Genomic DNA, 24,217 nt, shown 5'->3' with positions numbered 1-24,217 from the left:
CTATGATTGGTTAAGCCTTAGCTGCGGCAAGCAGCGCGCCGCAACCCATGAACATACCACCAAAAATCTTATTTATCTTACCCATTACGCGATCGGAACGAATAAAACGTCCCATTTGTGACGCCAATGAGGTGTAGCCCAACATAACAACGCTATCAATGAATACTGTTGTCACACCGAGTACCAAAAGTTGTGGAGTTTGGGGTTGTGAAGGGTCTATAAATTGCGGGAACAATGCAACCAAAAATACAATAGATTTCGGGTTTGTAAGATTAATTAACACCGCATTGCGCAAAAGTGCCCAACTTGACTGCGATGTACCCTCTTCTGTCGCAACCATACTAGAAGTATCGCGCCACTTTTGAATACCGAGCCAGATAAGATAAACCACACCTACCCATTTAATTAATGTGAACGCGAACGCGGATTTAGCCACCAGCGCACCAATCCCCGCACCGACCAACAAGATATGAAATGCCAACCCAATTTGCAGGCCTGCAATAGAAGCCAATGATTTACGAGTACCATAGCTGAGGCCATTGCTGATCGAATTCACGGTGCCGGAACCCGGCGCTAAACTAAACAGAATTGCGGTCACGACATAAGCGAGCCAAACATGAGTATCCATTGCATTTCCTTAGCAGTACTTTAATCTAATAACATCAATAGCGATAAAGCTCTCATCAGTATTCTTTCAGGTAACTTCTCATGGCAAACAGCGCTGCCGCACCTTCTTATTTCACTCAAGAGCCTCAATTTGAGGAAGCGATTAAACACCCGATCTCAGCCTTTTGGCAACAACGAAATGAAGGTTACGTCACCTCATCGAGCAAGAAAAAACTCTACTGGTCGAGCTTTACTTCTCCACAGCATAGCAAAGCGATTGTTATCTCGAATGGGCGCATAGAGTGCTGCGAAAAATACCAAGAGCTTTTCTACGATCTCTATCATCAAGGTTATGACATTTACTCTTTTGATCATCAAGGTCAAGGTCGTTCACAACGCAGTGTGCAAGACTCTGACATTGGTCATATTCATGAGTTTGATGATTACATCCGTGATATGCGTGAAATTCTCCAGCACTTCCCACTCGACAAATATGAGCAACGCTACTTACTCGCCCATTCAATGGGCAGTACCATCGCGACTCGCTATCTGCAAACAACGCCAGACCACCGTTTTGAAAAAGTCGTCCTATGCGCGCCTATGTTTGGCGTCAATACTGATTGGTATCTCAAACCCATAGCTATGCTCGTTGCACAGCTGCTAACGGGGCTTTACGCCAAGCCAACCTATGCGCCGGGACATAAAGCGTATTACGCTAAACCTTTTGAAAACAATCTGCTCAGTCAGAGCAAAGTTCGTTACCAATGGTTCAGAAAGCTGTATGACGACAATCCAGAGATTCAAGTTGGTGGTCCAAGCACGCGCTGGGTATGGCAGGGGTTGATGGCTGCTAAACAAGCGATTCAACAGACGCGCCAAATTAAAATTCCTCTTTTGTTGATTCAAGCGGGCAACGAGCAGATCGTTTGTAACCAAGCTCAACAAAGCTTCATCAATAAACTACGCAAAACGAATACAGACAGCGAGATGATCAGTATCCAAGGCTCAAGACATGAAGTGCTGTTTGAAATCGATCAGTATCGCAATCAAACCTTAGACTCAATTGTTGCGTTTTTTCGCTAAAAAGGTTTGGTAAAGAGGAAGGCAAGTAATAGAGCTTTGCCCTCTTTTGTTGGGCTAATTTCACGTACAATTTGTCTTACAACATTGGACACCAGCCGTTGTTTGGTGTCTCTATTAGTCAAGTACGCTGTATCGAGGGTTAAATGACGATTCCTGCACTAAAAGATTCCATCAATATTGTTGCCTCTGATCTTGATGGCACGCTGCTCGCTCCCAACCATAAGTTGAGTGACTTTACCAAGCAGACGTTGAAGAAGTTACACCAGCAAGGCTTCACCTTTATTTTTGCCACTGGTCGACATCACGTTGACGTTGCAGGTATTCGTCAGCAAGCCGGTATTCCAGCGTATATGATCACCTCTAACGGCGCGCGTGTGCACGATAAAGACGACCAACTGATGTACAGCCAGAACGTACCTCAAGAGCTTGTGCAGCCTGTGGTCGACATTGTTCGTCAAGATCCGAACATTTTCATCCACATGTACCAAAACGAAGATTGGTTGTTGGATCGCGAAGATGAGATGCTTGCTAAGTTCCATAGTGAGTCAGGCTTTAGCTACAAACGCTTTGAAGCGGAGCAAGCACCCACTGACGGCATTGCTAAGGTCTTCTTTACTCACCCAGAACACGATCATGAATACCTAGTGACGTTCGAGCAGAAGTTACGAGAAACCTTTGGCGATAAACTGAATATCGCCTTCTCTACCCCTTGGTGTTTGGAAGTGATGGCAGCAGAAGTCTCTAAGGGCCATGCGTTAGAAGCCGTTGCAAAATCGCTAAACCTTACTCTAGAGAACTGCATTGCCTTTGGTGATGGTATGAACGATGCTGAAATGTTAGCAATGGCAGGCAAAGGCTTGGTAATGGGAACATCGCATGAAAAAGTGATGCAAGCACTACCGAACAATGAAGTTATTGGTAGTAACGCAGATGATGCCGTGGCTCACTATCTTGAAGAGCATCTACTGTAACGCCCTCTTCTTCTAAAACTAAAAAGGCAGCCTAGCGCTGCCTTTTTTGAACCTTCACGTTCCCATAAGCTCTAAAGCTAGCGAGAACCCAGCACCTCTTTGCTTAAAATAGCCTGCCACTCTTGCTCCGTCACTGGCATGATGGATAAGCGGTTACCACGCTTTACCAAAGGCATATTCTCAAGTTCAGGCATCGCTTTTAGCGTCGCTAAAGGGATCAAGCGTTCGGTGGTTCGCACGTACTCGACATCGACCATTACCCAGCGAGGGTTATCCGGTGACGATTTGGCGTCGTAATAGTCACTCTCTGGATCAAACTGAAAATGATCTGGATACGCCTCTCGCGTCACTTTAGCGATACCAGCGACGCCAACTTTCTTGCATGACGAGTGGTAAATCATCACTAGGTCACCCAATTTGACCTGATCTCGCATCATATTACGGGCTTGGTAGTTACGAACCCCCTCCCAGCAAGAGGTGTTTTGTACTCGCAGAGTATGGATAGAAAAAGTGTCGGGTTCTGTTTTAAATAACCAATATGCCATAATAAATCCAATTAACGGTTGCTCCGAGGAAGATATAACATGAAGGTACTTAAAAACCCAGCGGTGTGGCTCACAGCCATCGCTCTGACGGGTTGTAGCCAAACCCAACAGCCCACTTCTGAACCAGAAAAATCACCCGCAGCTAGCCTAGATGCGCCCAGTACCATTCAACCGCAAACCTTTATCATGCGCGGTCAGGTGATTGTTGGACATGAGAGTCGCACCTTTACCCCTTGCGGCAGCCAAGAACAATACTGGCTAGATTTGTCACCAGAGCTAGCACTAGAAGCTCAAGGACTCTCCAATACACCCTATCAACCTATGTATGGCGAACTCATTGGCCACCTGACTGTGCCGAGTCAAACCGGATACAACGCCGATTTCACAGCTCGCTTTGTTGTCGACCAAGTCAATATTCTCACGGCAGAGAACCCTAACCGTTGCAGCCAGCCCCTCAAATCAACGCGTGCTTTTGGCAATGAGCCTTTTTGGTCTGCGCAATTCGATAAGAGCCAAGTGACCTACTCAAAAATGGGTGAAACTCCGCAAGCTTTTGAGATTCAATCAAGCCGCATAAGCAACGAACAACGCAACTATCAGTTGAGTAGTGCTCAAGACGCTGGCGAGCTGAACCTAACCAAGAGCCGCTGCAACGACACTATGAGCGATAGCTTGTATGGTTGGAGTGCAGAACTAACCGTCAATGACAAAACACAAAAAGGCTGTGCGACGCTCTCTAATCAAGATCCGACCCTAGAATGGGCTGATCGCTATTTTGCCAGCTCAACACAGAATGCCGGTTTCTCGGTTACTCTGGAGTTGAATGATGACCACAGTGCGGTCACCACCTACTCATACAGCAACGGCGATGACCCTATTATTGAGCAAGGGTTCTGGCAGCAACTCAACGCTGACCAAGTTCAAGTAGTGATGACGCGCCACCAGCAGCAGTATCTAATCTCAGAGCGTATTTTTACTCGTGAAGGTAGCCAACTGACAGCGAAAAAAGAGCGTGTTGGTAATGTCGTGTACCCAATAGCCGACGGAGGTTTAGTGTTGTTCAAAGCGAAACAACAAGATCTGACGTCAACGCCTAAACCCGCCGCCGATCTTACACCACAAAGAATCAATGGCAGCGATCAACTTGATCCCAAGGTCGACCGCGCGATCCGTGACTATTTTAAGATCCACAACACTTCGACTGACGATACCCAATATCGTTGGCTGACCTATGACCTCAATGGTGACGGGCAAGAGGAGTTGCTGGCACAACTGAACTGGTGTGGTTCTGGAGGATGCACCCTGCTGGTTTTTGAAAACCATCAACAACAATGGCGCTTCAACAGCCGAATGACCTTAGTACAAGGAAAGATTCACTTGGGAGAAGAGCAACACAACGGCTGGCAAGATCTCGTGTTTAACGTCAGTGGCGGTGGTGCAACACCAGCACAACATGTTTTGCAGTACTCAGGTGTTAGTTACCCACTTAATCCAAGCGTTGCCCCTAAAATCACCAGCGACAAGGTGAGCCAAGTAACACTGTTTGCTGACGAGATCTCTCCAATGCAGAAGGGAGTTAAGCTCTAGTATGGAAAAGCTAACGGCTTGCCAGCGATGTGGCTTCACTCATCAATGCATTTGCCCACAGATACCCGCACTTGAAAGCTCGGTGAACATTGCACTGCTTACTCATGAGAATGAACTCAAGCGCGATACCAACACAGGAAAGCTACTGCAGCAGACACTACCAAACTGCCAAAGTTATATTTGGCAACGCAAAAGCGCACCAGCAGAATTAATGGCGATGATCCAGGAAGATACGGTTCAGGCTTTGCTGCTATTTCCAAGTGAACAAAGTGTTGATGTCATTGAGATTACTGAGGTATACCCAGCCGAGAATCAAAAGCTACTGTTTATTGTGCTCGACGGGACATGGCAAGAAGCTAAGAAGATGATGAACAAAAGCCCGTGGTTGCAAACCATTCCACAGGTACACCTCACGCCTAGCCTAGACTCAGCCTATACCTTAAGGCGCAATCAAAATTCGGGGCACTTATGTACCTGTGAGGTGGGAAGCCTGTTACTAAGTCAATTGGGTGAAACCGAGCAAGCTCAAGCGCTAAACCAGTACTTCCACCACTACCTAAAGGTATTCCAAGCTGACAAAAGCGGTCATGCCCTGAAGTAAAAATAAAAGAGCGAGCCTTGGCTCGCTCTTTACGTTTCACGTGAAACAATCGTTCGAATATTAGAACAAACGCGTGGGTTCGCCGACGAAGTAACCTTGTAGGTAATCGACCCCCATATCTTCTGCGATGCGACACACCTCTTGATTGTGAACAAACTCTGCCACGGTTTTAGCATTGAGAATCTGACACAAGCTGACCAACTGCTGAGCTATCTTGCGCTGCTTCTTATCCTGATCAATATTGCGAATCAAACTCCCATCAAGCTTAATCACCTGAGGCTCTAGCTTGAGGATCTCATCAATATTGGAATATCCAGAACCAAAGTCATCAACAATAATGTTCACACCAAGCTCTCTAAAGTGATTACAGATTTCAATCAAGCGACCGTAGTCTTTGATCTGTTCGGTTTCTAATACCTCTAAACCTATTCGCTGAGGATGACTGATGCTTTTGATTGCTTGCTCAAGGTGCAGCACCGTTTTCTCATTGGTAAAGTCTTGTGGTGCAAGGTTGATACTGAATGAGTCGGTTCTCGTACTCATAAAGTCAAAGGTGCGCGAAATCATCTGACGGCTTAAGCGGGTATAAAGATGAGTTCCCTCAATAATCGGTAAGAAGCGTCCCGGAGTGATCAGCTCACCCTCTTCCTCAATTCGAACTAAACATTCATGGCTCTCTACTTGGTGGGTGTGCGCCGATACGATCGGTTGAGAACAGGCTACCACATTCTGATTCATCACAGCTCGGCTAACACAAGATAACCAACGAAGCTGCTCTTGACGCTGCTTCTCTCGCTGAACCAAGGTCTTTGCGTTAACCAAATGCTTATTGTGACTCACTGCGCTGCGGCGCGCATCTATGGACTTCAGCAACAAATCATCAATGGACGTTGTTGGAAAATCACGGCGACTGGCAATTCCAGCACCAATCGATACTGACAAGTAATCAATATCAGGAAGCCCCATAGGCTCAAAGTTCACATGCTCGGTTTCATCAGCAAACTCAGAGAAGCGTTGTTGTATGTACTCATCGCTTGCCAAGCTATCGAATACTACCGCCCACTCACCGATGCCCACGCTATATAGCTGACACTCTTGTTCAAAAAAGCGAGTCAGTGAGCTTTGGAAGTGATCACTCAGGTCATTAAGAAGCTTGTCCCCAACGCGATAGCCGTACTTCTCATTAATCTGACTAAACGTCGTGACCTTAAGCGTCAGCAAGTGGCTAGCGCCGCCCATTCGAGCCAACCTTTCACGCAACACACTGCGGTTAGGTAAACCCGTACGACGGTCAACACGATAACTGGCGGTTAGAGCACTCGCCTGCTGTTGAATCTTGTTGACCATGCTGTTGTTCATGTCATCCACATCCATTAAGGCATTACGAATCAGTGAAAACAGGGGTGAAATATTGCTGGCAGGTTGACTACTTAATTGGCGACAGTTGGCGCTGTCCCCTTCGCTGAGTGCCATATAGGTTAAGCTGTGATGCAACAGGCGTTGCTGACCTTGTTCATAGAAGAGCTCACCCATGCAGTAAACGCCATAAGTGTCGGTCAGCTTCTGGAAGATCTCGACTTCTTGGTTTCCTTCAATGAAGTCCAAACGGGAGGTGCAGTTATAGACAAAAAAGCACTCAGGCGAATGTAACGCTGCCTGCTCAACCCCCAATCTAACTTGTTCTAGGGTTAGTGATGGGTGATCGTAGCAAAAGCGCACCTCTTCACCGACTTCAAACTCGCCGCTGAACTCCATTTCCTCATTGTCAGCAATCCTGATCGGTAAATAGATATTCTGTTGTTTTGGATCTCCGACCATCAACGGGAAGTTGTGCAATTGTTCAAAAGGGACTTCAAGGCCATCAGCAAGGTAGCGGTTATAAAGCTCCCGAATTGGCACACCATCAAGTTGAATCAGATGAGAACCTTGAGCAGCAGTAACACGGAAGGTTTTGCCAATAGGATTCCACTCGGTGAAATAGCCGCGATTCACAGCGAGCTTTTCACTATGCAGCGCAGCCATCACATAGGCTTCTTGATAGCAACGCCCGTTACTCATCACCCAACGCCCAGATGAGGTAATGGTTGACGCACCGCCACAGATTGGAATATTGAGGTCAGAGCGCTCAAAAGCATAGAAGAGATCGTTTTTATCAAGCGTCAGACGATCAACAAAACAGATCGCCGTTTGGGTGCCATCGTGGCATTCGAGTTGGCGTAGCATATTATCGCTATCGCGAGCCAAGTCATCACTGTATGGAACCACGGCTGAGCTAATCGTTGTCGAAGAGAACCAACTAAAGACAACCAACAATCCTTGATGCCTTAGCTCACCCCTATCAATAAAATGTTCAGCGCTACAGCCGATGGAAGTGCAATCAGGGAAACGCGCGTGAATAATCTGACACGCAGCCTCTACTCTCTCTTGCTCAAAAGAAGAGAAAACCTGGACCAAAAGCGTATCGCTGGTTGCGAAACTCACAGTCTCTAACTCAACTGCAAGCTGCTCTATATCATGTATAAAGAGAGAAAATGACTGCATAACCACATTAATCGCTGCATTAATGATTTGTTATTGTGCTGATTATCGATAAGCCTTGCACGTATTACTTACAATCATCCTGTAAGATCTGTGAGCTCAGTAAAGGATGATTCCTTAATAAATCATAGAATATGCAGCGAATTTCTCGAGATCTGTGTGCACATCACACTGTGTATTAAGGGCCTTTAATCGAAACGTTTTTGTTAGAACAAACGTTTAGGTTCGCCAAAGTAGTAGCCTTGTAGGTAGTCGATCCCCATATCTTCCGCGAGTTCACACACCTGTTGATTGTGAACAAACTCAGCTACCGTCTTAGCATTAAAGACCTGACACAACTTAACCAATTGAGCGGCGATACTGCGCTGTTTTGGGTCTTTATCAATGTTACGAATCAGACTGCCATCTAGCTTAATGATCTGAGGTTCTAATTTGATGATTTCATCAATGTTAGAGTAACCAGAGCCAAAGTCATCAACGATAATTCGAGCACCTAGAGCCCTGAAGTGGTCACACACTTCAATCATTCGCCCGTAGTCTTTGATCTGCTCAGACTCTAACACTTCTAAACCCAGCCTTGTTGGGTCGTTCATACCTTGAATCGCCGTCTCTAGAATCATCAAGGTTTTATCACTCAAAAGGTCTTGTGGTGACAAATTGATCGAGAATGCACCCTGCTTGTCTGACATATAACCAATCGTGTTCTTAATCATGTGGCGACTTAAGCGCGTGTAGAGATGCGTGTCAGCAATGATAGGCAGAAACTTACCCGGAGGTACTATGGTTCCGTCGTCCATAATGCGAACTAAACACTCTTGGCTCACCTCTTGATGACTGCCAGCAGCAACGATAGGCTGTGTGTAAGTGATGATATTCTGACTTAAAATGGCACGACTCACACAAGAGAGCCAACCCAACTGGTCTTTGCGGTCTTCTTCACTAACCTGAATGTCTTTAGCGTTAGTAATATGAGTATTGTTACGCACTCCATAGCGCCGTGCTTCAATGGCTTTTAGTAGGATCTCTTCACCACTATCTTCAGTAAAGTCGCAGCGGCTAGCAAAGCCACCACACAGTGACACAGAGAGATAATCGACGTCCGCCAAACCATAGGGTTCAAAATTGATGTGCTCAATGTCATCGGCAAACTGGGCAAATCGATATTTAATCCGCTCACTTTCGACCTTGGCATCAAAAATGATCGCCCACTCACCAACACCGATGCTAAACAACTCGACTCGCTCAAGAGAGTCTTGCTTCACATTGTTCTCAAGTCGTTCAATAAAATGATTAGAGAGATCCCTTAGCAGCTGGTCACCCACTTGGTAACCATACTTTTCATTCACTTGGTGGAAGTTAGTTAGCTTTAAGGTAAGCAGATGCTCAGAACTCTTGATGCTATTGAGCTGCTCCTTTAACACAATGCGATTTGGCAAACCGGTGCGCGAATCTACGCGATAACTTTCAGTAAGGCGACGCGCTTGTTGATGAAGCTTCTTCTCCATCTGGCTGTTCATGTGGTCGAGGTCAGCAACGGCATTTCTCACCAAATTAAGCAGAGGCGACACCATCGAATCGGTATGAGCATCCGTTCGGCTATACTCAATCAACTCGTGAGATTCACGCATCGCGACATAAGTCAGGCTGTGGTGCAAGATCTCTTGTTGAGTGTCTGTTCGATACAACTCACCCATGCAGTAGGCACCGCATGCATCAACAACCCCTTCAAACGGCTTCAACTCGGTACGACTATCAATGAACTCTAAGCGTGATACACAGTTGTAGATCATCACCGACTCCGGCTGGTGCATCGCTAGCACTTCCGCGCCGTGGCGTACCTTCTCTGCAGTGAGTGACGGATGGTTGTAGCAGAACTGAGCCTCTTCACCGACTTGCCAAGCGCTATCAAACTCGATACTGCCATCATCATTGATTCGCAGCGGAGTCGAGATACCCTTTTTTCTGCCGGATTCACGATACAGGGGGAAGCTCATTAGCTGGCTAAAGGGAATATCTTTACCGTCGGCGAGGTAGTGCTTAAATACCTCAATAGCAGGCTTATCGTTGAGACTGTACAAACGATGCCCTTCAGCACGAGTGACCCTAAGCTTCATGCCGATCGGATTCCACTCAGAATAAGCACCCGACCACACCTTTAAGTTAGGGTTATGCAGTGCCACCGCAACACAAGCGTGTTGATAGACCTGGCCGTTATACATCACCCAGCGGCCATAAGCATTCTCATGACACAAACCACCAGCCACCGGTACCGAATAAGGCAGTGTGTCAAAACCGGTATAGATTGGGTAATCGCAGCCCTCGACTTGGTCACAAATACTGATCACGGTTTGGCTATGTTCAGTCAGGTTCAGTGCGTTAACCAGCGCTAATCCATCTAACCCAGTTTTGCCGCTAAATGGCACAACCGTCGAACTTAGCGTCGTCTCCTCAAACTCACTGATCATCAGTAAACTTCCACTACTCACCTGACGATTATTGTGAATCATATGCTGAACGCTCTGACCAATTAGGGTCGCGTCTTTGAGATAAGTAAGTGTGATGTCGGCTAGGCGACTCGCAGATTGGCTGGAAAGTGTCGAGTGTAACTGGATAAGGTACTGTTTATTGGCATGCCACTCTTTTTGTTGTAGATAAGATTCTAAGGATTCCTCAGAGGTTACGAGAAAAGTATAGGTATGCATGCCAAGCCTTGTTGTAATCGTATTAAGAGAGGACAACGGCTTTAGTGGATATTAATACGATGAAAGCAGCTGCCGATTAAAAAAGCCAAAATAGCTTCTTAAACGGAACTTAATGTAACAAGACCCTATGATAAATGCGACATAAGCTTGGAGTAGCGATTAAATTAGTCGCATAAGATCTCGTAATTGTGAAATTTCGATATCAGGCAACACACGAGCTTTCGATGCTTGCTGAATATTTACGTTTTTGTCATTAAACCAGCACGCCTGAAAACCACTGACCTTAGCTCCGTAAACATCACTGATTAGGTGATCACCCACATGCAAGATGTGTTCGGCTTTAATGCCTAGGTGCTCTTGCGCTTGAGTAAACATGTCTGGGTAGGGCTTGGCTCTCCCATCGGGTCCAGCTTTCAATATCAGTTGAAAGTAATCACCTAAGCCAATTTTATGTGGATCGACATTGCCGTTAGTGATTGCGACTAAAGGCAATTTTTCACTCAAGGCTTGCATCACGCGGTGTGTCTCTTGAGGGACATCGACTTGGTTTCTTAGCCACAATGCATGCTCTATACCTGATTTCGCCGCCGCCGTCGCTTGCGCCTCTGTGTAACCAAGCTGCATCAACCCGTGTTTGATCTGTGTTTCACGCCATAGAGTCACATCATGCTTTAACTCAGGATTGGCCTGCGCGACCTGAACCTTCACTTGGTGCCACTCATCCAGCGACAAAGTTGACGATACAGGATGCTCACTGAACAGCCACTTCGCCATCTCCTTTTCCACTTTCATGATCACAGGCCAGTTATCATAAAGTGTGTCATCTAGGTCAAACGTCATCGCCTTAATCGGGTTCAATCCACGGTAGAGTTGCATCTATGCCTCTTATTCTTTGTTTCTTTTACGGGCTCTTGGGTGCGCCTGATCATACGCTTGTGCCAAGTGTTGAAAGTCCAAGTGTGTATAGATCTGGGTCGTTGAGATGTTTTCATGCCCTAAGAGTTCTTGAACTGCCCTTAGGTTCTGACTGGACTCCAGTACATGAGTCGCAAACGAGTGACGAAGCTTATGTGGGCTAATATGACTGGCCACCGCCTGCTTCTTACCCCACTCTTCCATACGCTTCTGAACACTGCGGTGCGAAATACGCGTACCCAGCTTAGAGACAAACAGTGCAGGCTCTCCAGGAGCGGCAAATTCACCACGCACCTTTAGCCATTTCTCAACACACTCCTTGGCTTGTCCAGAAAAAGGCGCCTTGCGCTCTTTATCACCCTTACCGATAACTCGAATCTCACCCTGACGCGCCTGAATGTCCTTCAGGTTGATGCCCACCAATTCTGCAAGACGCAGACCGGCACCGTACATCACTTCCATCATCGCACGATCTCGAATCGCCAAAGGATCGCTTTCATCGACCTCAAGCAGCTGCCCGACTTCATCGACGTCAAGGTTCTTTGGTAACGGACGCTGCTTACGCGGTGCTGATACGCCCTTGGCAGGGTTTGCCGAGATCTCGCCTCGCAGCACCAAGAAATCAAAGAAACTGCGCAATGAGGAGAGACGTGTCGCCAAGCTGCTCGCCTTAATCCCTTCACGCATGCCTTTACTAGCTAACTGGCGCACCCACGCAGCGTCAACTTGCTGCCAGTCTTTAAGACCTAGAGTCACCAATTGGGCTGCCATAGTTTCTAGCTGCTGTTTATAATTGCGTTGCGTGTGCAGGCTCAGACCTTTCTCGCTTCTCAGGTATTCATAGAAACGAGAAAGTGGTTTTTGAAGGCTATTGGGAAGAGGTGTGTTGGGCTCTAGGCTCATTATCAATCTGCCAAGGTAAGGTCTCTGCCATATGAGCAACAACGAGTGCTAAATGACGCAAGAAAAGGGTGTCCATGTAGGGCTGAAAGTGACCACCATCTTCACTAGAGAAGGCCAACAACCCAATCGGAGACTGTTTTGCCAACGGCAGCACTACATACGATCCTAGCTCAGGAGCCGATTGTTCGCCAAATAGGTCTTGGCGATCGGTCTTTCTCAAACGCCCAAGATACGCATCTTTCCCATTAAGATGGTTCAACGAGAATTTCGCGTAACCCTCATCACTAAGCTGATAGAAACCGCTCTGAGAAAGAATACGCACATACGCTTTCAAGCCAAGCTCAGTTGCCTTCTGCTCTACCGCTTTAATCACCTGCATGAAGTCACGACACTTCAGTACTTGATCTTGCAGTGCCATAAATTCATAAAAGGTTTTATCGTTATTGGCTGCTAGTGACATTAAGCTGGTGATCTCTTCTTCAAGCTCTTCAATGCGCTGTCGCTGACGCTTCAACTGCACTTCGACCAAAGAGACAGCCCCCTGCTCTACACTGTTAATCGCCAAGCGATCCACCAGCTCTTTCCTATCTTGGAAGAAGTCTGGGTTATCACGCAAATATTCAGCAACCACTTCTGCCGTTAGCGCATCGGCTTCTACGTAAGACAAAACCTATCCTTATTTATTATTCATGGTGATCAGCAAGAGAGCTGACCGTCAAAGACGTGTGTTGCAGGTCCAGTCATAAACAGTGGTTTACCTGGCCCTTGCCAACTGATCTGGAGGTCGCCACCTGGCAGGCTCACTTTAACGTCGTTAGACAGCAAGCCCTGAGTGATACCGACAGCAACCGCACCACAAGCACCGCTTCCACACGCTTGTGTCTCACCCGCACCACGCTCGTAAACACGTAGGCGAACTTCATCACGCGTCACTACCTGCATAAAGCCCGCATTTACACGCTCAGGGAAGCGCTCATGAGACTCCAACAGTGGGCCAATGGTATCAACATCCGCGGTATCAACATCATCGACGACGGTCACCACGTGAGGATTGCCCATGCTGACCGCGCCACAGAATAGTGTGTGTTCATCGGTACGCAGGATGTAAGTTTTCTCTGGCTGCTTGGCTTTGAAAGGGATCTTGCTTGGTTCGAACTCAGGCACGCCCATGTTAACCGTGATTTGATCGTTCTCTTCAATCTTGAGAACCATCTTACCTTTCTTAGTACTCACGTTAATGCTGTACTTGTTGGTCAGCCCTTTCATTCGCACGAAGCGAGCAAAACAACGAGCACCGTTACCACACTGTTCGACTTCACTGCCATCGGCATTAAAAATACGATAGTGGAAGTCGGTCTCTGGGTCGTAAGGAGCCTCAACCACCAGCAATTGGTCGAAACCAACACCGGTATGACGATCCGCCAAACGGCGGATCAAGTCTGGAGAGAAGAAGATGTTTTGAGTAATGCAGTCCACGACCATGAAATCATTGCCCAAACCATGCATTTTTGAAAAGTGGAAGTGCATAACGCTTAAACTTACTCCGGAAGAATGTTTTCAAGTTCCCACAAGCTCGTTAGCTCTTCACGCTGACGAACAAGGTGAGTTTTATCGCCATCAACCATCACTTCTGCTGCTCGTGAGCGAGTGTTGTAGTTCGATGACATCACGAAGCCATAAGCACCTGCAGAACGCACCGCTAGGAGATCGCCCTCTTCAAGAACAAGCGCACGATCTTTACCTAGGAAATCACCAGTTTCACAGATAGGACCCACTAAATCATAAGTCACTGCTTCACCTTCACGAGGAACAACAGGGACAATGTCTTGCCATGCTTGGTATAGCGCAGGACGCATCAAGTCGTTCATCGCAGCATCGATGATGGCAAAGTTCTTATGTTCAGTCGGTTTTAGGAATTCGACTTTTGTTAATAATACACCAGCGTTAGCCGCAATCGCTCGTCCAGGTTCGAAAATCAGCTCTAGATCAGCATGATTATCCAGTCGAGCCAGCAACGCCTTCGCGTAGTCTGATGGTTGAGGTGGTAATTCGTCACGGTAGACAACACCTAAACCGCCACCGACATCAAGATGCTTAATATTAATGCCATCAGCACGCAGTTGGTCGATCAGAGCCAATAAACGGTCGGTCGCATCAATAAAAGGTTCAATGTCTGTTAGCTGTGAACCAATATGGCAATCAATACCATGAATCTCTAGGTTTTCTAGCTTCTGGGCAAACGCGTAAACTGCTGGTGCACGGTCAAAAGCGATACCAAATTTGTTGTCGCGCAGACCAGTAGAGATATAAGGGTGAGTGTTTGCATCAACGTCTGGGTTAATACGCAGAGAAATTGGCGCCTTCACACCAAGCTCGCCAGCAACCTTATTCAGGCGCTCTAGCTCAGGCTCTGATTCAACGTTAAAACACTTAATCTTCAACTCAAGCGCACGCTTCATCTCTGCAGCTGTTTTGCCCACACCAGAGAACACAACCTTAGATGGATCACCACCTGCTGCAATAACACGTTCCAGTTCACCACCAGATACGATATCGAAGCCAGAGCCCAATCTTGCCAGTGTATTTAGTACACCTAGGTTAGAGTTTGCTTTTACGGCATAGCAAACCAAGTGAGGGTGCTCGCCCACAGAAGAGTCGAACGCATTCCAGTGACGTTCTAGAGTGGCACGAGAATATACGTACAGTGGCGTGCCGTATTGCTCTGCCAGTTGTGAAAGTGCGACGTTCTCAGCCCAAAGCTGGCCATCATCCTGATAGTTGAAGTAATCCAAAATTCTTATCCCTTATCCGTTACGATTGCTACTACATTGTTGATTCACTTATTGCGATTGTTCATTTTGCTGCGCATCATCAGGTAAGTAGAGCGGACCAGTTTGACCACAGCCCGAAAGACCAATAACAGACAACATAAACAGAGCGGTAATTAACTTTTTCATTTTGCATATCGTGATTATTAACTCAATGCCCCCTATAATCGCACCACACTCAAGAAAAGCAATAGGATAGAAAGGATGAACGATACTGAATTTCATCAGCTAGTCGATATACAGATGCAAAACATCGAAGAAGCGATCGATGAATCAGAGGCAGACATCGATTATGAAGTGACTGGCAACGTGATGACGCTAGAGTTTGAAGACCGCAGTCAAATCATCATCAACCGCCAAGAACCGATGAAAGAGATCTGGCTAGCCTCTAAGTCAGGCGGCTTTCACTTCAAATTAATTGAAGACAAATGGACATGCTCAAAGACAGGCATGGAGCTATTTGAAATGGTGAAAACTGAGTGTGAGAAGCACGCTGGTGAAGAGATCGACTGGGTTTAATCTACCAATGGATACCCCAAAGCGACCAATGTAAAAAGGAGCGACTCAGTCACTCCTTTTTTTGTTGCTAAACGTTAGCGATCTTTGAATTACGCGAAGAAAGCGTGGCATCGTTACGGTAAGGCACCACGTAAGATTGCCCATCGTCAGGGTGAACAATCTGATAATACTGAGGAAGATTGAAGTTAATCAGCTTCGAAGCCACCTTAGAGTCATCTTTCACAGAGGTGTAGAAAGAGTTCACACTCGCAATCATCTCGTCTTTCTGACCACTGTATTGGTGGTAAACCTCAACCTGATTCGACTCATCTAATACGTAGATATTGAAACCCTGATCGGTATCTTCAAAGAAGAACTGAATCAAGCCTTCACTAGCAAAGCCATCCACTACTTCTGGCAATTGGTACTCTTGCTCTTTATCCAGCATGAGCAGCGGAGAGCCTTTCAGCTTATTGGTTGAGATGCTGCGATAGAAGTCGACCGAGTTTTCCAGCATCTGCACAGATACGCCACGACGCTCGAAGAACAGACCAAACATCTTATTCGCCAGACGAATGGCTTTAAATCGACGACGCTTCTCTTGCTCGATAGGTTTCAAGCGCAGGTCAATACACTCTGCCAGCAGTTGGTAAACCATATTACGAATCACACCGCGTAGGTTTTTGCTGTAACAGAACACATCCACCGACTCTGGTGGCAACGCATCTTGGTGCATCTTACCCAGTACCGTTTTTAGTGCGTCAAGCATCGCCGTCTCACCTTGGAAATGAAGCGTTCTCACTTCATGCCAAGAGTTACGGTAAACCAAATCAACACTACCCACTAGGCTCTGGCCTTCTTCACCAAAACTGAAGATATCCGCACTCTTCAAATCAACTTTTAAAGAGCGAGCACTCAATTCTGAGGTTGGGTCATTCTCAAAGTTAATGAACATCGCCAACTGGCTGATCTCACACGGGCTCGCCAGTGCTTGCATACTCGGACGGCGCTTGCGCAGTGAGAAGGTATTACGCAGGTCGCTCACCATCTGGTAGAACTTATCGATATCAATGTGTGCGTCACGAACCACAGAGTGTAGGCGTGTTGACTCAGTGATCAATCCATTAAAGAACGACCACGCAACCAACTTACTCAAGTACTCATGGTGCTCAAGCGATGGTTGTCCCAGAATTCGGTGTGCAATCAGCGGCTGCTTATACAGATACCAACCCGCTTTGTTGGTTTGGCCCTGTCTTACCTCAATAAAGCTCAGATCGGGCTCATGTAGATCCGGAGAAATCTGAGGGTTTAGAAGTGTTACTTTACCCGGTAGTACCTCAAATGCTGCATACAGCTTGCGAGCAAGAATGCTGATGTCTTGCGGGCTGATTGCCGAGGTGATGTCGTTGCGACGCGCAAACTGAATCAGATTACGATAGCTGAGCATCAACGCATCTAACAGGGCGTGGTGTACAACTTTAACTTGCTCAACCTTCCAGTTACGACGGTTATCCAGCTCAACGATGGTCTCATGATCCCAATTCCAAGATTGAGTCATCTCAGTTAACGCTTCACGGCGCCAAGCGACTGACCCTACTCCTGCCTCACGCGATAACTTCTCATGAGTTTTGAGATAGAAACAGCGGCGAACAAGATCAAGACGTGTGTCATCGTTAATGCGTTCAAGGTAACGAGTTACCTTCTCAAGCATCAAATAGTAGCTGTCCATCCCATATAGGTCTGGTTCATCAGCAAAGAAACGACGCTTAGTATCGATACTCAAAAGTTGAGTGTGTGGGTACTCCCACGAGTAAGCCTCTAACAAGATCGCTTTTAAAACCGATTTGTACGGAGAGTCGATACTCTTGTACAGCTGCCACAGGTTAGAGCCGAAGTACTCTTCCGCTGGAATTCGGTTTAATTTGCCGAAATCAATCCACTGAGAGCAATCGATGTAACCCTTGCTACAAAGATCCTGCACATATTCGTCGTAACACTCTTCCATTTCTGGAGGGATGATCTGCCAAAGTAGGCGTTGACCCGCTAATCGCACAGCAGAACGATAGAACTCATCCAGTAGCAGTAGATGCTGAGAAGATCCGCAGTTATCACCGGTCATCTCCTCTGAATAGTTCGAGCGGAAGCGCTGCTCATCCATCAGGAAGAAGTTAGCTTCAACGCCAAGTGTCTGAGCCCAATCGGTAATCAATAGACACTTGTTGGTCAAACTATCGCGAGCACCACCATCCATATCCGGTGATACACACACCCAGATATCAAGGTCACTCGAAGTACTTTGACCAATAGAAGATGTACTGCCCATGGTGTAAAGACCAAGGATCTCAGGGTTATCCGTTTCGGCGAGCTTACCGCCTAACGTAAGCTCAGTATCTTCGACAAATTGCTTTTGGAATTCATTAGGCGTGAAGCTACGAATTCCAAAAGGAACTTGTTGGTCATAAAAACCAGGCATCATTGGGTGGTTGTAGTGAAGCAGTGCGGGGATAAGATGGAATACGCGCTGACTTTGCAAATCCATCAACGCCAACGCACGATCAATGCGCTGTTGATTTAGATTATCCAATCGCTGAATCAAAGTCTGAGTGTATGCCTGCAAGGTAAGTCCTTGGTTGAGATTAAATGCACTTCTGTTTAGTTACTGAACGAAAGCAACAACAAAACGTGATCAATTTAACACTTTTACCTTTAATGGTAAAGCAAAGCTGGCGATGCTGCCACCTTTGTTCGTCTAGGAAAAACGCTAAATCCACGGCATGGTAGTGTCCTCTTTATTGACTATTTCTAATAATAGCCCATGTTTCAAATGAGATACCAATCACACTATTTTGGTTAAGTAATGAAATTCCTTTATCTATCAAAGCTCGCAATGATCTAACAGTAAGAATTTTCAGCCCAGAGTGTTAGGATTAGGCTATTACAGACTCATATCGGAATCACCATGACACAATCAACTCCAATCCGTATCGCCACTCGAAAAAGCCCACTTGCTCTTTGGCAAGCCTACTTTGTAAGGGATGCCCTTCAAGCTGCGCACCCTGGTTTAGAAGTTGAGTTAGTGACCATGGTTACTAAAGGCGACATCATTCTCGATACGCCGTTGGCGAAAGTTGGCGGTAAAGGCCTGTTCGTGAAAGAGCTTGAAGTCGCGATGCTAGAAGGCCGTGCTGACCTAGCGGTTCACTCAATGAAAGATGTGCCTGTCGACTTCCCTGAAGGTTTGGGTCTGGTGACGATCTGTGAGCGTGAAGACCCACGCGACGCTTTCGTATCTAACACCTACAACAACATTGATGAGCTGCCTCAAGGTGCCGTTGTTGGTACATGTAGTCTGCGCCGTCAATGCCAACTTATGGAATATCGCCCAGACCTTGTAATCAAAGAACTACGCGGCAACGTTGGTACCCGCTTAGGCAAACTCGATGATGGCCAATACGACGCAATCATCCTTGCTGCCGCAGGCCTAAAACGTCTAGAGCTAGAAGAACGTATCCGCAGCTTCATTGAGCCAGAGCAGTCTCTTCCGGCTGTTGGTCAAGGCGCTGTTGGTATCGAATGTCGTTTGGATGATGAACGATTAATCAAACTGCTAGAGCCGTTAAATCACCAAGATACGGCTGATCGCGTCCTGTGTGAGCGTGCAATGAACCTAACTCTAGAAGGCGGTTGTCAGGTGCCAATCGGTAGTTACTCACTACTAGACGGTGATGACATCTGGTTACGTGCACTTGTTGGCGAGCCGGACGGCTCAAAAATGGTACGCGGTGAGATCAAAGGCCCACGTAAAGATGCAGAAGCATTAGGTGTTAAGCTTGCGAATCAACTTCTTGATGATGGCGCCCGTGAAATCCTAACTAAGCTTTACGCTGACCAAGACTAATCATGACGGTGTTGGTAACTCGCCCTGGTCTTGAAGGGCAAGCGCTTTGCCAACAGCTCGTGGATGATGGAATCGCTGCGATCCATCATCCACTGATTCGCATCGTTGACAACTCTCCCTCCAAACCGCTTTCTGACCTGTTACAAACCAGCGATATTATCATTGCTGTCAGTCAACACGCCGTGACCTCGGCTCAACGAATTCTTGCACAAAGTAACCAAAGTTGGCCCAGTTCCGCTCTATACCTTGGCGTTGGTCAAAAAACCGCGCACATTTTAAGCAAAGCTTGTAAACAAAAAGTAAACTACCCACAAGTGAGTGATAGTGAACACCTTCTTAGGCTGCCAGAGCTAAGAAATGTGCAAGATAAGGCGATCTTAATACTGCGTGGAAACGGTGGGCGCGAGCTAATACGCGAATCTCTTGTCAATCAAGGAGCACGAGTCTCCTATTGTGAGACCTACCGTAGAGAATATATTCCGATAAACCACCACAATACTTACCCTCTATGGGTTGAACAAAAGATTTCAAAAATTGTCATCACCAGTCAGGAGCAATTGGAGTACTTTACCTCTAATACACCTGATGAGTATTCGAATTGGCTTTTCACAAGACATCTATTTGTCCCAAGCCAACGCATTGCAGAACGAGCCCAACAGCTTGGGTATTCAACAGTTACGAATACGACAAGTGCGACAAACCCAATATTACTGGCTGCTCTCCAGCCTTAGCTAGAAACAGGAAATAAGCATGACAAGCAAAAAAAATAACGAGCATATTGAACCTGAAAAAAGTCCAGAAACTCAGCCGGTAGTTCAAGATGATGTTGTCTCTGAAAGTTCTGAAGAGACAAAAGCAGAGGCCCCAAAACCAGAAGAGCCACAAACCAAGCCTCAAACAACGTCGGAAGAAAATGAGCTTATCGCTAAAGCTGAAAAGCAAGGCAAACGCGGCGTTAAGTTTGGTGCGATTGCCATCGCGATCTCTATTATCTTCAGTGGCGGTATCGCTTTCCAAATGCAGCAAAAAAATGCTGAATACTCGGCGCAAATTGCAGCCCTTCAATCTCAGTTGGAAAATACCCAATCGGCAGTTAACAAAGACCTACAAGCTGTGAAGCAAGAGACCATTCAAGAGGCGTCTCAAGCTGTTCAAAAAACACAGGTTGTACAAGCTCAACAAGAGAAAAGCATTCAAAGCCTACAGCTTGCTGTCGCTGACGTGAAAGGTCGCAGACCAAATGATTGGTTACTTGCAGAGGCAGACTACCTAGTAAAACTAGCAGGGCGTAAGTTGTTCTTGGAACACGACGCTGTCAGTGCAACTAAGCTAATGGAAAGTGCTGACCAACGCATTGCTGCACTGAACGATCCAAGCCTAGTATCACTGCGCCAATCCATGGCGAACGATATTACTAAGCTTCGCACTATCCCACTGATCGATCGTGACGGCTTAGTGCTACGCCTAACCAGTCTGCAACAACAAGTCGATACTCTACCACTGGCAAATGCAATCTTGCCTGAAGCACAAGAACAGAAAAAAGAAGTGGTTTCTGGAGACATCAACGACTGGCAAACCAACCTGATGACTTCACTAAAAGATTTCTCAGGCAACTTCATCACTTTCCGTAGCCGTGATGGCGATGTAGTACCCCTACTTTCTCCAGAGCAACACTTTTACTTAAGAGAAAACATCAAGGGCAAGCTTGAGACAGCAATCCGCGCGGTTTACAAAGAGCAAGGTGATATCTATACCGCAGCGCTAGAAACTGCAAACGAGTGGTCAACAGCATACCTGAACCAAGACAACAACTCGGTAATCGAGTTTGAGAAAGCCATCAAGCAACTGAGCGAACAAAACATCACTGTAAAATATCCAGTGAAGCTTGAGTCTCAAAGCTCTCTTTCAGATGTCATTCGTGACCGTCTACGTCGTGAAGTCACGACAATGACGAGCAAGGAGGAGAAATAATGATTCGTTGGATTTTTCTTTTCTTAGTCCTTGGTGCCGGTCTATTTGTCGGTACACAGTTCTCGGGACAACAAGGCTACGTTCTGATCTCTATTGCCAATAAAACAATTGAGATGAGTGTGACTACCTTGGTTATCTTTGTGATCGCGCTATTGGCTGCACTCTTTGGCCTTGAGTACCTGTTTAAGAAGGTGGTATACGCAAGTTCTACCACGTGGAACTGGTTCAGTGTGCGTAAGCAAAAACGTTCACGTCGTTACACCAATGAAGGTATCGTTAAACTGCTTGAAGGTGATTGGAAAGGCGCAGAGAAAAAAGTGACGCGCTGGGCTAATCACCACGACATGCCACTACTTTGCTACCTAGTAGCGTCACAAGCGGCACATGAGCAAGGCAATAAAGATGAGCGTGATAAGTACATCGAACTTGCTAGCCAACAAGATAACTCTCAGCTTGCTGTTGAACTAACTAAAGCTAAGCAGCAGATCAGTGAGAGAAACTTTGAAGCCGCTTTTGATACTCTATCGACCCTAAAAGGCACCTACCCAAGCAACACTGCTGTTCTAGGTCTATTAAAGACGACTTACGTTGAACTGAAGTTATGGCAGCCTCTGATTGAACTAACGCCTAAATTGGTTAAAAGCAAGATAATCACAGCAGAAGAACAAGTCGAATTGGAGCAAAAAGCACAATGTGGTCTACTGCACGATGTCGCTAAGCAACAGGGTAGCGAGGGACTTATCAGTCACTGGAATAAGCTATCTCGCAAGCAAAAACAAAGTACACACCTTGTCTCTTGTTTTGTTAAACAGTTAATTGCTCGTAAGGCAGACTCAGAAGCATTCACCGTCATCAAAGAGAACATTGCTAAGAGCGAATCAAACGAGCTGTACACATTGCTTCCAGAACTTAACCTAGCCGACCACCACCCTGTGGTTGTTATGCTAGAAAAAGCAGTGAAGAAAGATGATAGCAACGCAGAAGCCCACAGTGCTCTGGCGCAGTTCTACCTAAGAGAGCAAAAGTGGACAGAAGCGCAAGCGCACTTTGAAAAAGCGCTAGAGCTTCGTTCTAACGTTTCAGATTATGGTTACCTGTCTGATGCTCTTGAGAAACAGAACCTAACCAAAGCTGCCCATGAAGTTTCACGTAAGGCTTTAGGCTTAGTGAAGTCGGCATAACAAACGTAATGACAACACCACAAAGCCGATGCAGAGATGCATCGGCTTTTTTGTACATTTCATTCAGATAATATTCATACCACCTATCGTACTCTTACTTCATTCCCAAATTACACCATGAGTGAGAGTCATCATGTCAAAGTTCGCCACCCTATTACTTACTAGCTTTATTGGCTTCAATACATACGCAGCTAACTTAGATATAGAAGCTGGAGAGAACTCCTATAAGACTCTCTGCGTGTCCTGCCATGGCGATCTTGGCCAAGGTGATGGTATTGCGGGAAAAGCGCTCTCAGAGCAGCCCTCGAACATTTATGATGGATTGAACTCTTGGTTTGAAAGTGAAGCAGAACTCATCGACACCGTGTTAAATGGTAATGAAGGTATGCCCGCTTGGAATTCCGTCTTAAGTGAGAAGGATGTCAAAGATATCTTTGCCTATATCGAAAAGATAAATAGCAAATAACCCTTGGTGTAATACCTAACCATTGCTGGGTGTTTTACTTCTTACGCGACTAATCTGTCTTTGAAATTTACTCTATATATCTGCAAGAATTTAGATTCCCTACTCCTTGCTTCGTCAGTCTAGGGAATGACGAAGACTTTACTAATAGTTAAAACGCTAAGTAGAAAGAGAGTCTAACTGAGAGCTAGGTGGAATATGTGGCTTAGAAATGGCGAGCTACCATATGTATAGATTGTATAGGCGCCAACAATCACAGCTATATCTAAATCTAACGTGCTCCTTAATGTATAACATGGTTCTTAGGTGGCTGGGATTTGTTAATCGAAGCCACAAATACCCCTCCCTAGAAACGACAAAAACCTAGTCGCAAGACTAGGCTTTCTAATAAATCACAACACTGCTGAGTTGCTGTGCGTTAGCATGCGATCCGCAAGCTCTAACAACACAAATGTTTCTGACAGATATAAAGAAGCCCTGCAATTTCTAGTAAGGCTTATCTACAAGTGACTAAGTGCCTAAGGTCACACCAGGACTCGTTGTTCGAAGAGCAAAATACCTATCCTCAGAAACGACGAATGCCTAGTCATAAGACTAGGCTTTCTAACAAATGGTGGAGTGGCCTTGGTTGCGGACAACGGGCAAACCTTTGCGGGACTCTTTCGATTTAAGGGCGAATACAATCATTCAAATGTAAAAAAGCCCAAGCAGTTATGCTTGGGCTTAGTATAAGTGGCGGAGTGGACGGGACTCGAACCCGCGACCCCCGGCGTGACAGGCCGGTATTCTAACCAACTGAACTACCACTCCGCAGTGGCTTACTTGCTTTAAGCAAGTGTCCATAATTTAAAGCCTGGCGATGTCCTACTCTCACATGGGGAAGCCCCACACTACCATCGGCGCTATTGCGTTTCACTTCTGAGTTCG

The 24,217-nt window shown here is 46.3% G+C and carries 21 protein-coding genes and 1 tRNA gene; 10 read left to right on the top strand and 12 right to left on the bottom strand.

The window, feature by feature from the left end; all coding sequences use genetic code 11:
* Positions 1–10 precede the first annotated feature (10 nt).
* Positions 11–628, bottom strand: a complete 618-nt coding sequence (gene rhtB / locus VFDL14_RS01995; protein ID WP_032553363.1) for a homoserine/homoserine lactone efflux protein — start codon at positions 626–628, stop codon at positions 11–13.
* Between the two features lie 80 nt (positions 629–708).
* On the opposite strand from rhtB, the gene VFDL14_RS02000 reads away from it, so the two are divergent.
* Together VFDL14_RS02000 and VFDL14_RS02005 are read left to right on the top strand one after the other, a co-directional pair.
* The gene (locus VFDL14_RS02000; RefSeq protein ID WP_032553361.1) at positions 709–1,689 is read left to right on the top strand and encodes an alpha/beta fold hydrolase; all 981 of its coding nucleotides are present in this window, start codon (positions 709–711) and stop codon (positions 1,687–1,689) included.
* Positions 1,690–1,832: 143 nt separating this feature from the next.
* On the top strand, positions 1,833–2,660 hold the full coding sequence (locus tag VFDL14_RS02005; RefSeq protein WP_032553360.1) for a Cof-type HAD-IIB family hydrolase: 828 nt from the start codon (positions 1,833–1,835) through the stop codon (positions 2,658–2,660).
* Positions 2,661–2,737: 77 nt separating this feature from the next.
* Here the strand turns inward: VFDL14_RS02005 and VFDL14_RS02010 are convergent, their stop codons facing one another.
* Entirely contained in the window at positions 2,738–3,205 is a 468-nt protein-coding gene (locus tag VFDL14_RS02010) for an EVE domain-containing protein (RefSeq protein ID WP_032553358.1), read from the bottom strand.
* A 39-nt stretch (positions 3,206–3,244) separates the two neighbouring features.
* Between VFDL14_RS02010 and VFDL14_RS02015 the strand changes: the two genes are divergently transcribed.
* Positions 3,245–4,792: a COG3650 family protein gene (locus VFDL14_RS02015; RefSeq protein ID WP_032553357.1), complete on the top strand. Its 1,548-nt coding sequence runs from the start codon at positions 3,245–3,247 to the stop codon at positions 4,790–4,792.
* A 1-nt stretch (position 4,793) separates the two neighbouring features.
* Positions 4,794–5,393: a tRNA-uridine aminocarboxypropyltransferase gene (locus VFDL14_RS02020; RefSeq protein WP_032553356.1), complete on the top strand. Its 600-nt coding sequence runs from the start codon at positions 4,794–4,796 to the stop codon at positions 5,391–5,393.
* A 60-nt stretch (positions 5,394–5,453) separates the two neighbouring features.
* Here the strand turns inward: VFDL14_RS02020 and VFDL14_RS02025 are convergent, their stop codons facing one another.
* From VFDL14_RS02025 to lptM, 8 genes are all read right to left on the bottom strand, one after another.
* Positions 5,454–7,934, bottom strand: a complete 2,481-nt coding sequence (locus VFDL14_RS02025; RefSeq protein ID WP_032553354.1) for an EAL domain-containing protein — start codon at positions 7,932–7,934, stop codon at positions 5,454–5,456.
* A gap of 203 nt (positions 7,935–8,137) precedes the next feature.
* Positions 8,138–10,633 (bottom strand): EAL domain-containing protein, encoded by a 2,496-nt coding sequence (locus VFDL14_RS02030; protein ID WP_032553353.1) that lies wholly within the window; start codon positions 10,631–10,633, stop codon positions 8,138–8,140.
* A gap of 159 nt (positions 10,634–10,792) precedes the next feature.
* Positions 10,793–11,509 carry a 5-amino-6-(5-phospho-D-ribitylamino)uracil phosphatase YigB gene (yigB, locus tag VFDL14_RS02035; protein WP_032553351.1) on the bottom strand — a complete coding sequence of 239 codons (717 nt, stop codon included), beginning with the start codon at positions 11,507–11,509 and terminating at the stop codon, positions 10,793–10,795.
* A 9-nt stretch (positions 11,510–11,518) separates the two neighbouring features.
* Entirely contained in the window at positions 11,519–12,451 is a 933-nt protein-coding gene (xerC, locus tag VFDL14_RS02040; RefSeq protein ID WP_032553350.1) for a tyrosine recombinase XerC, read from the bottom strand.
* A complete protein-coding gene (locus tag VFDL14_RS02045) occupies positions 12,417–13,118 on the bottom strand; it encodes a DUF484 family protein (protein ID WP_032553349.1) in 702 nt (233 codons plus the stop codon). The genes xerC and VFDL14_RS02045 overlap by 35 nt, the downstream gene beginning before the upstream one ends.
* Positions 13,119–13,147: 29 nt before the next feature.
* Positions 13,148–13,978, bottom strand: coding sequence for a diaminopimelate epimerase (gene dapF / locus VFDL14_RS02050; RefSeq protein ID WP_032553348.1), 831 nt, complete (start codon positions 13,976–13,978; stop codon positions 13,148–13,150).
* Between the two features lie 11 nt (positions 13,979–13,989).
* A complete protein-coding gene (lysA, locus tag VFDL14_RS02055) occupies positions 13,990–15,243 on the bottom strand; it encodes a diaminopimelate decarboxylase (RefSeq protein WP_032553347.1) in 1,254 nt (417 codons plus the stop codon).
* 48 nt (positions 15,244–15,291) lie between these two features.
* On the bottom strand, positions 15,292–15,408 hold the full coding sequence (gene lptM, locus VFDL14_RS25135) for an LPS translocon maturation chaperone LptM (protein ID WP_032553346.1): 117 nt from the start codon (positions 15,406–15,408) through the stop codon (positions 15,292–15,294).
* Positions 15,409–15,483: 75 nt separating this feature from the next.
* On the opposite strand from lptM, the gene cyaY reads away from it, so the two are divergent.
* A complete protein-coding gene (cyaY, locus tag VFDL14_RS02060; protein ID WP_032553345.1) occupies positions 15,484–15,798 on the top strand; it encodes an iron donor protein CyaY in 315 nt (104 codons plus the stop codon).
* A 67-nt stretch (positions 15,799–15,865) separates the two neighbouring features.
* On the opposite strand, the gene VFDL14_RS02065 is transcribed toward cyaY, so the two are convergent.
* On the bottom strand, positions 15,866–18,394 hold the full coding sequence (locus VFDL14_RS02065) for a class I adenylate cyclase (protein WP_032553344.1): 2,529 nt from the start codon (positions 18,392–18,394) through the stop codon (positions 15,866–15,868).
* Positions 18,395–18,736: 342 nt separating this feature from the next.
* Between VFDL14_RS02065 and hemC the strand changes: the two genes are divergently transcribed.
* The 5 genes from hemC (at position 18,737) to VFDL14_RS02090 (ending at position 23,293) form a co-directional block, all read left to right on the top strand.
* Positions 18,737–19,675: a hydroxymethylbilane synthase gene (gene hemC / locus VFDL14_RS02070; RefSeq protein ID WP_032553343.1), complete on the top strand. Its 939-nt coding sequence runs from the start codon at positions 18,737–18,739 to the stop codon at positions 19,673–19,675.
* A gap of 2 nt (positions 19,676–19,677) precedes the next feature.
* Positions 19,678–20,406 carry a uroporphyrinogen-III synthase gene (locus tag VFDL14_RS02075; protein ID WP_032553342.1) on the top strand — a complete coding sequence of 243 codons (729 nt, stop codon included), beginning with the start codon at positions 19,678–19,680 and terminating at the stop codon, positions 20,404–20,406.
* Between the two features lie 19 nt (positions 20,407–20,425).
* Entirely contained in the window at positions 20,426–21,646 is a 1,221-nt protein-coding gene (locus VFDL14_RS02080) for a uroporphyrinogen-III C-methyltransferase (protein ID WP_032553341.1), read from the top strand.
* Entirely contained in the window at positions 21,646–22,827 is a 1,182-nt protein-coding gene (locus tag VFDL14_RS02085; RefSeq protein ID WP_032553340.1) for a heme biosynthesis protein HemY, read from the top strand. Before VFDL14_RS02080 ends, VFDL14_RS02085 begins: the two co-directional genes overlap by 1 nt.
* A gap of 133 nt (positions 22,828–22,960) precedes the next feature.
* On the top strand, positions 22,961–23,293 hold the full coding sequence (locus VFDL14_RS02090; RefSeq protein ID WP_032553339.1) for a c-type cytochrome: 333 nt from the start codon (positions 22,961–22,963) through the stop codon (positions 23,291–23,293).
* A gap of 730 nt (positions 23,294–24,023) precedes the next feature.
* On the opposite strand, the gene VFDL14_RS02095 is transcribed toward VFDL14_RS02090, so the two are convergent.
* A tRNA-Asp gene (locus tag VFDL14_RS02095) sits at positions 24,024–24,100 on the bottom strand.
* Positions 24,101–24,217: the final 117 nt, after the last annotated feature.

It is taken from the genome of Vibrio fortis (genome assembly GCF_000695685.1).
Classification (GTDB): Bacteria; Pseudomonadota; Gammaproteobacteria; order Enterobacterales; family Vibrionaceae; genus Vibrio; species Vibrio fortis_A.
This window is presented reverse-complemented; position numbering and strand designations above follow the sequence as displayed.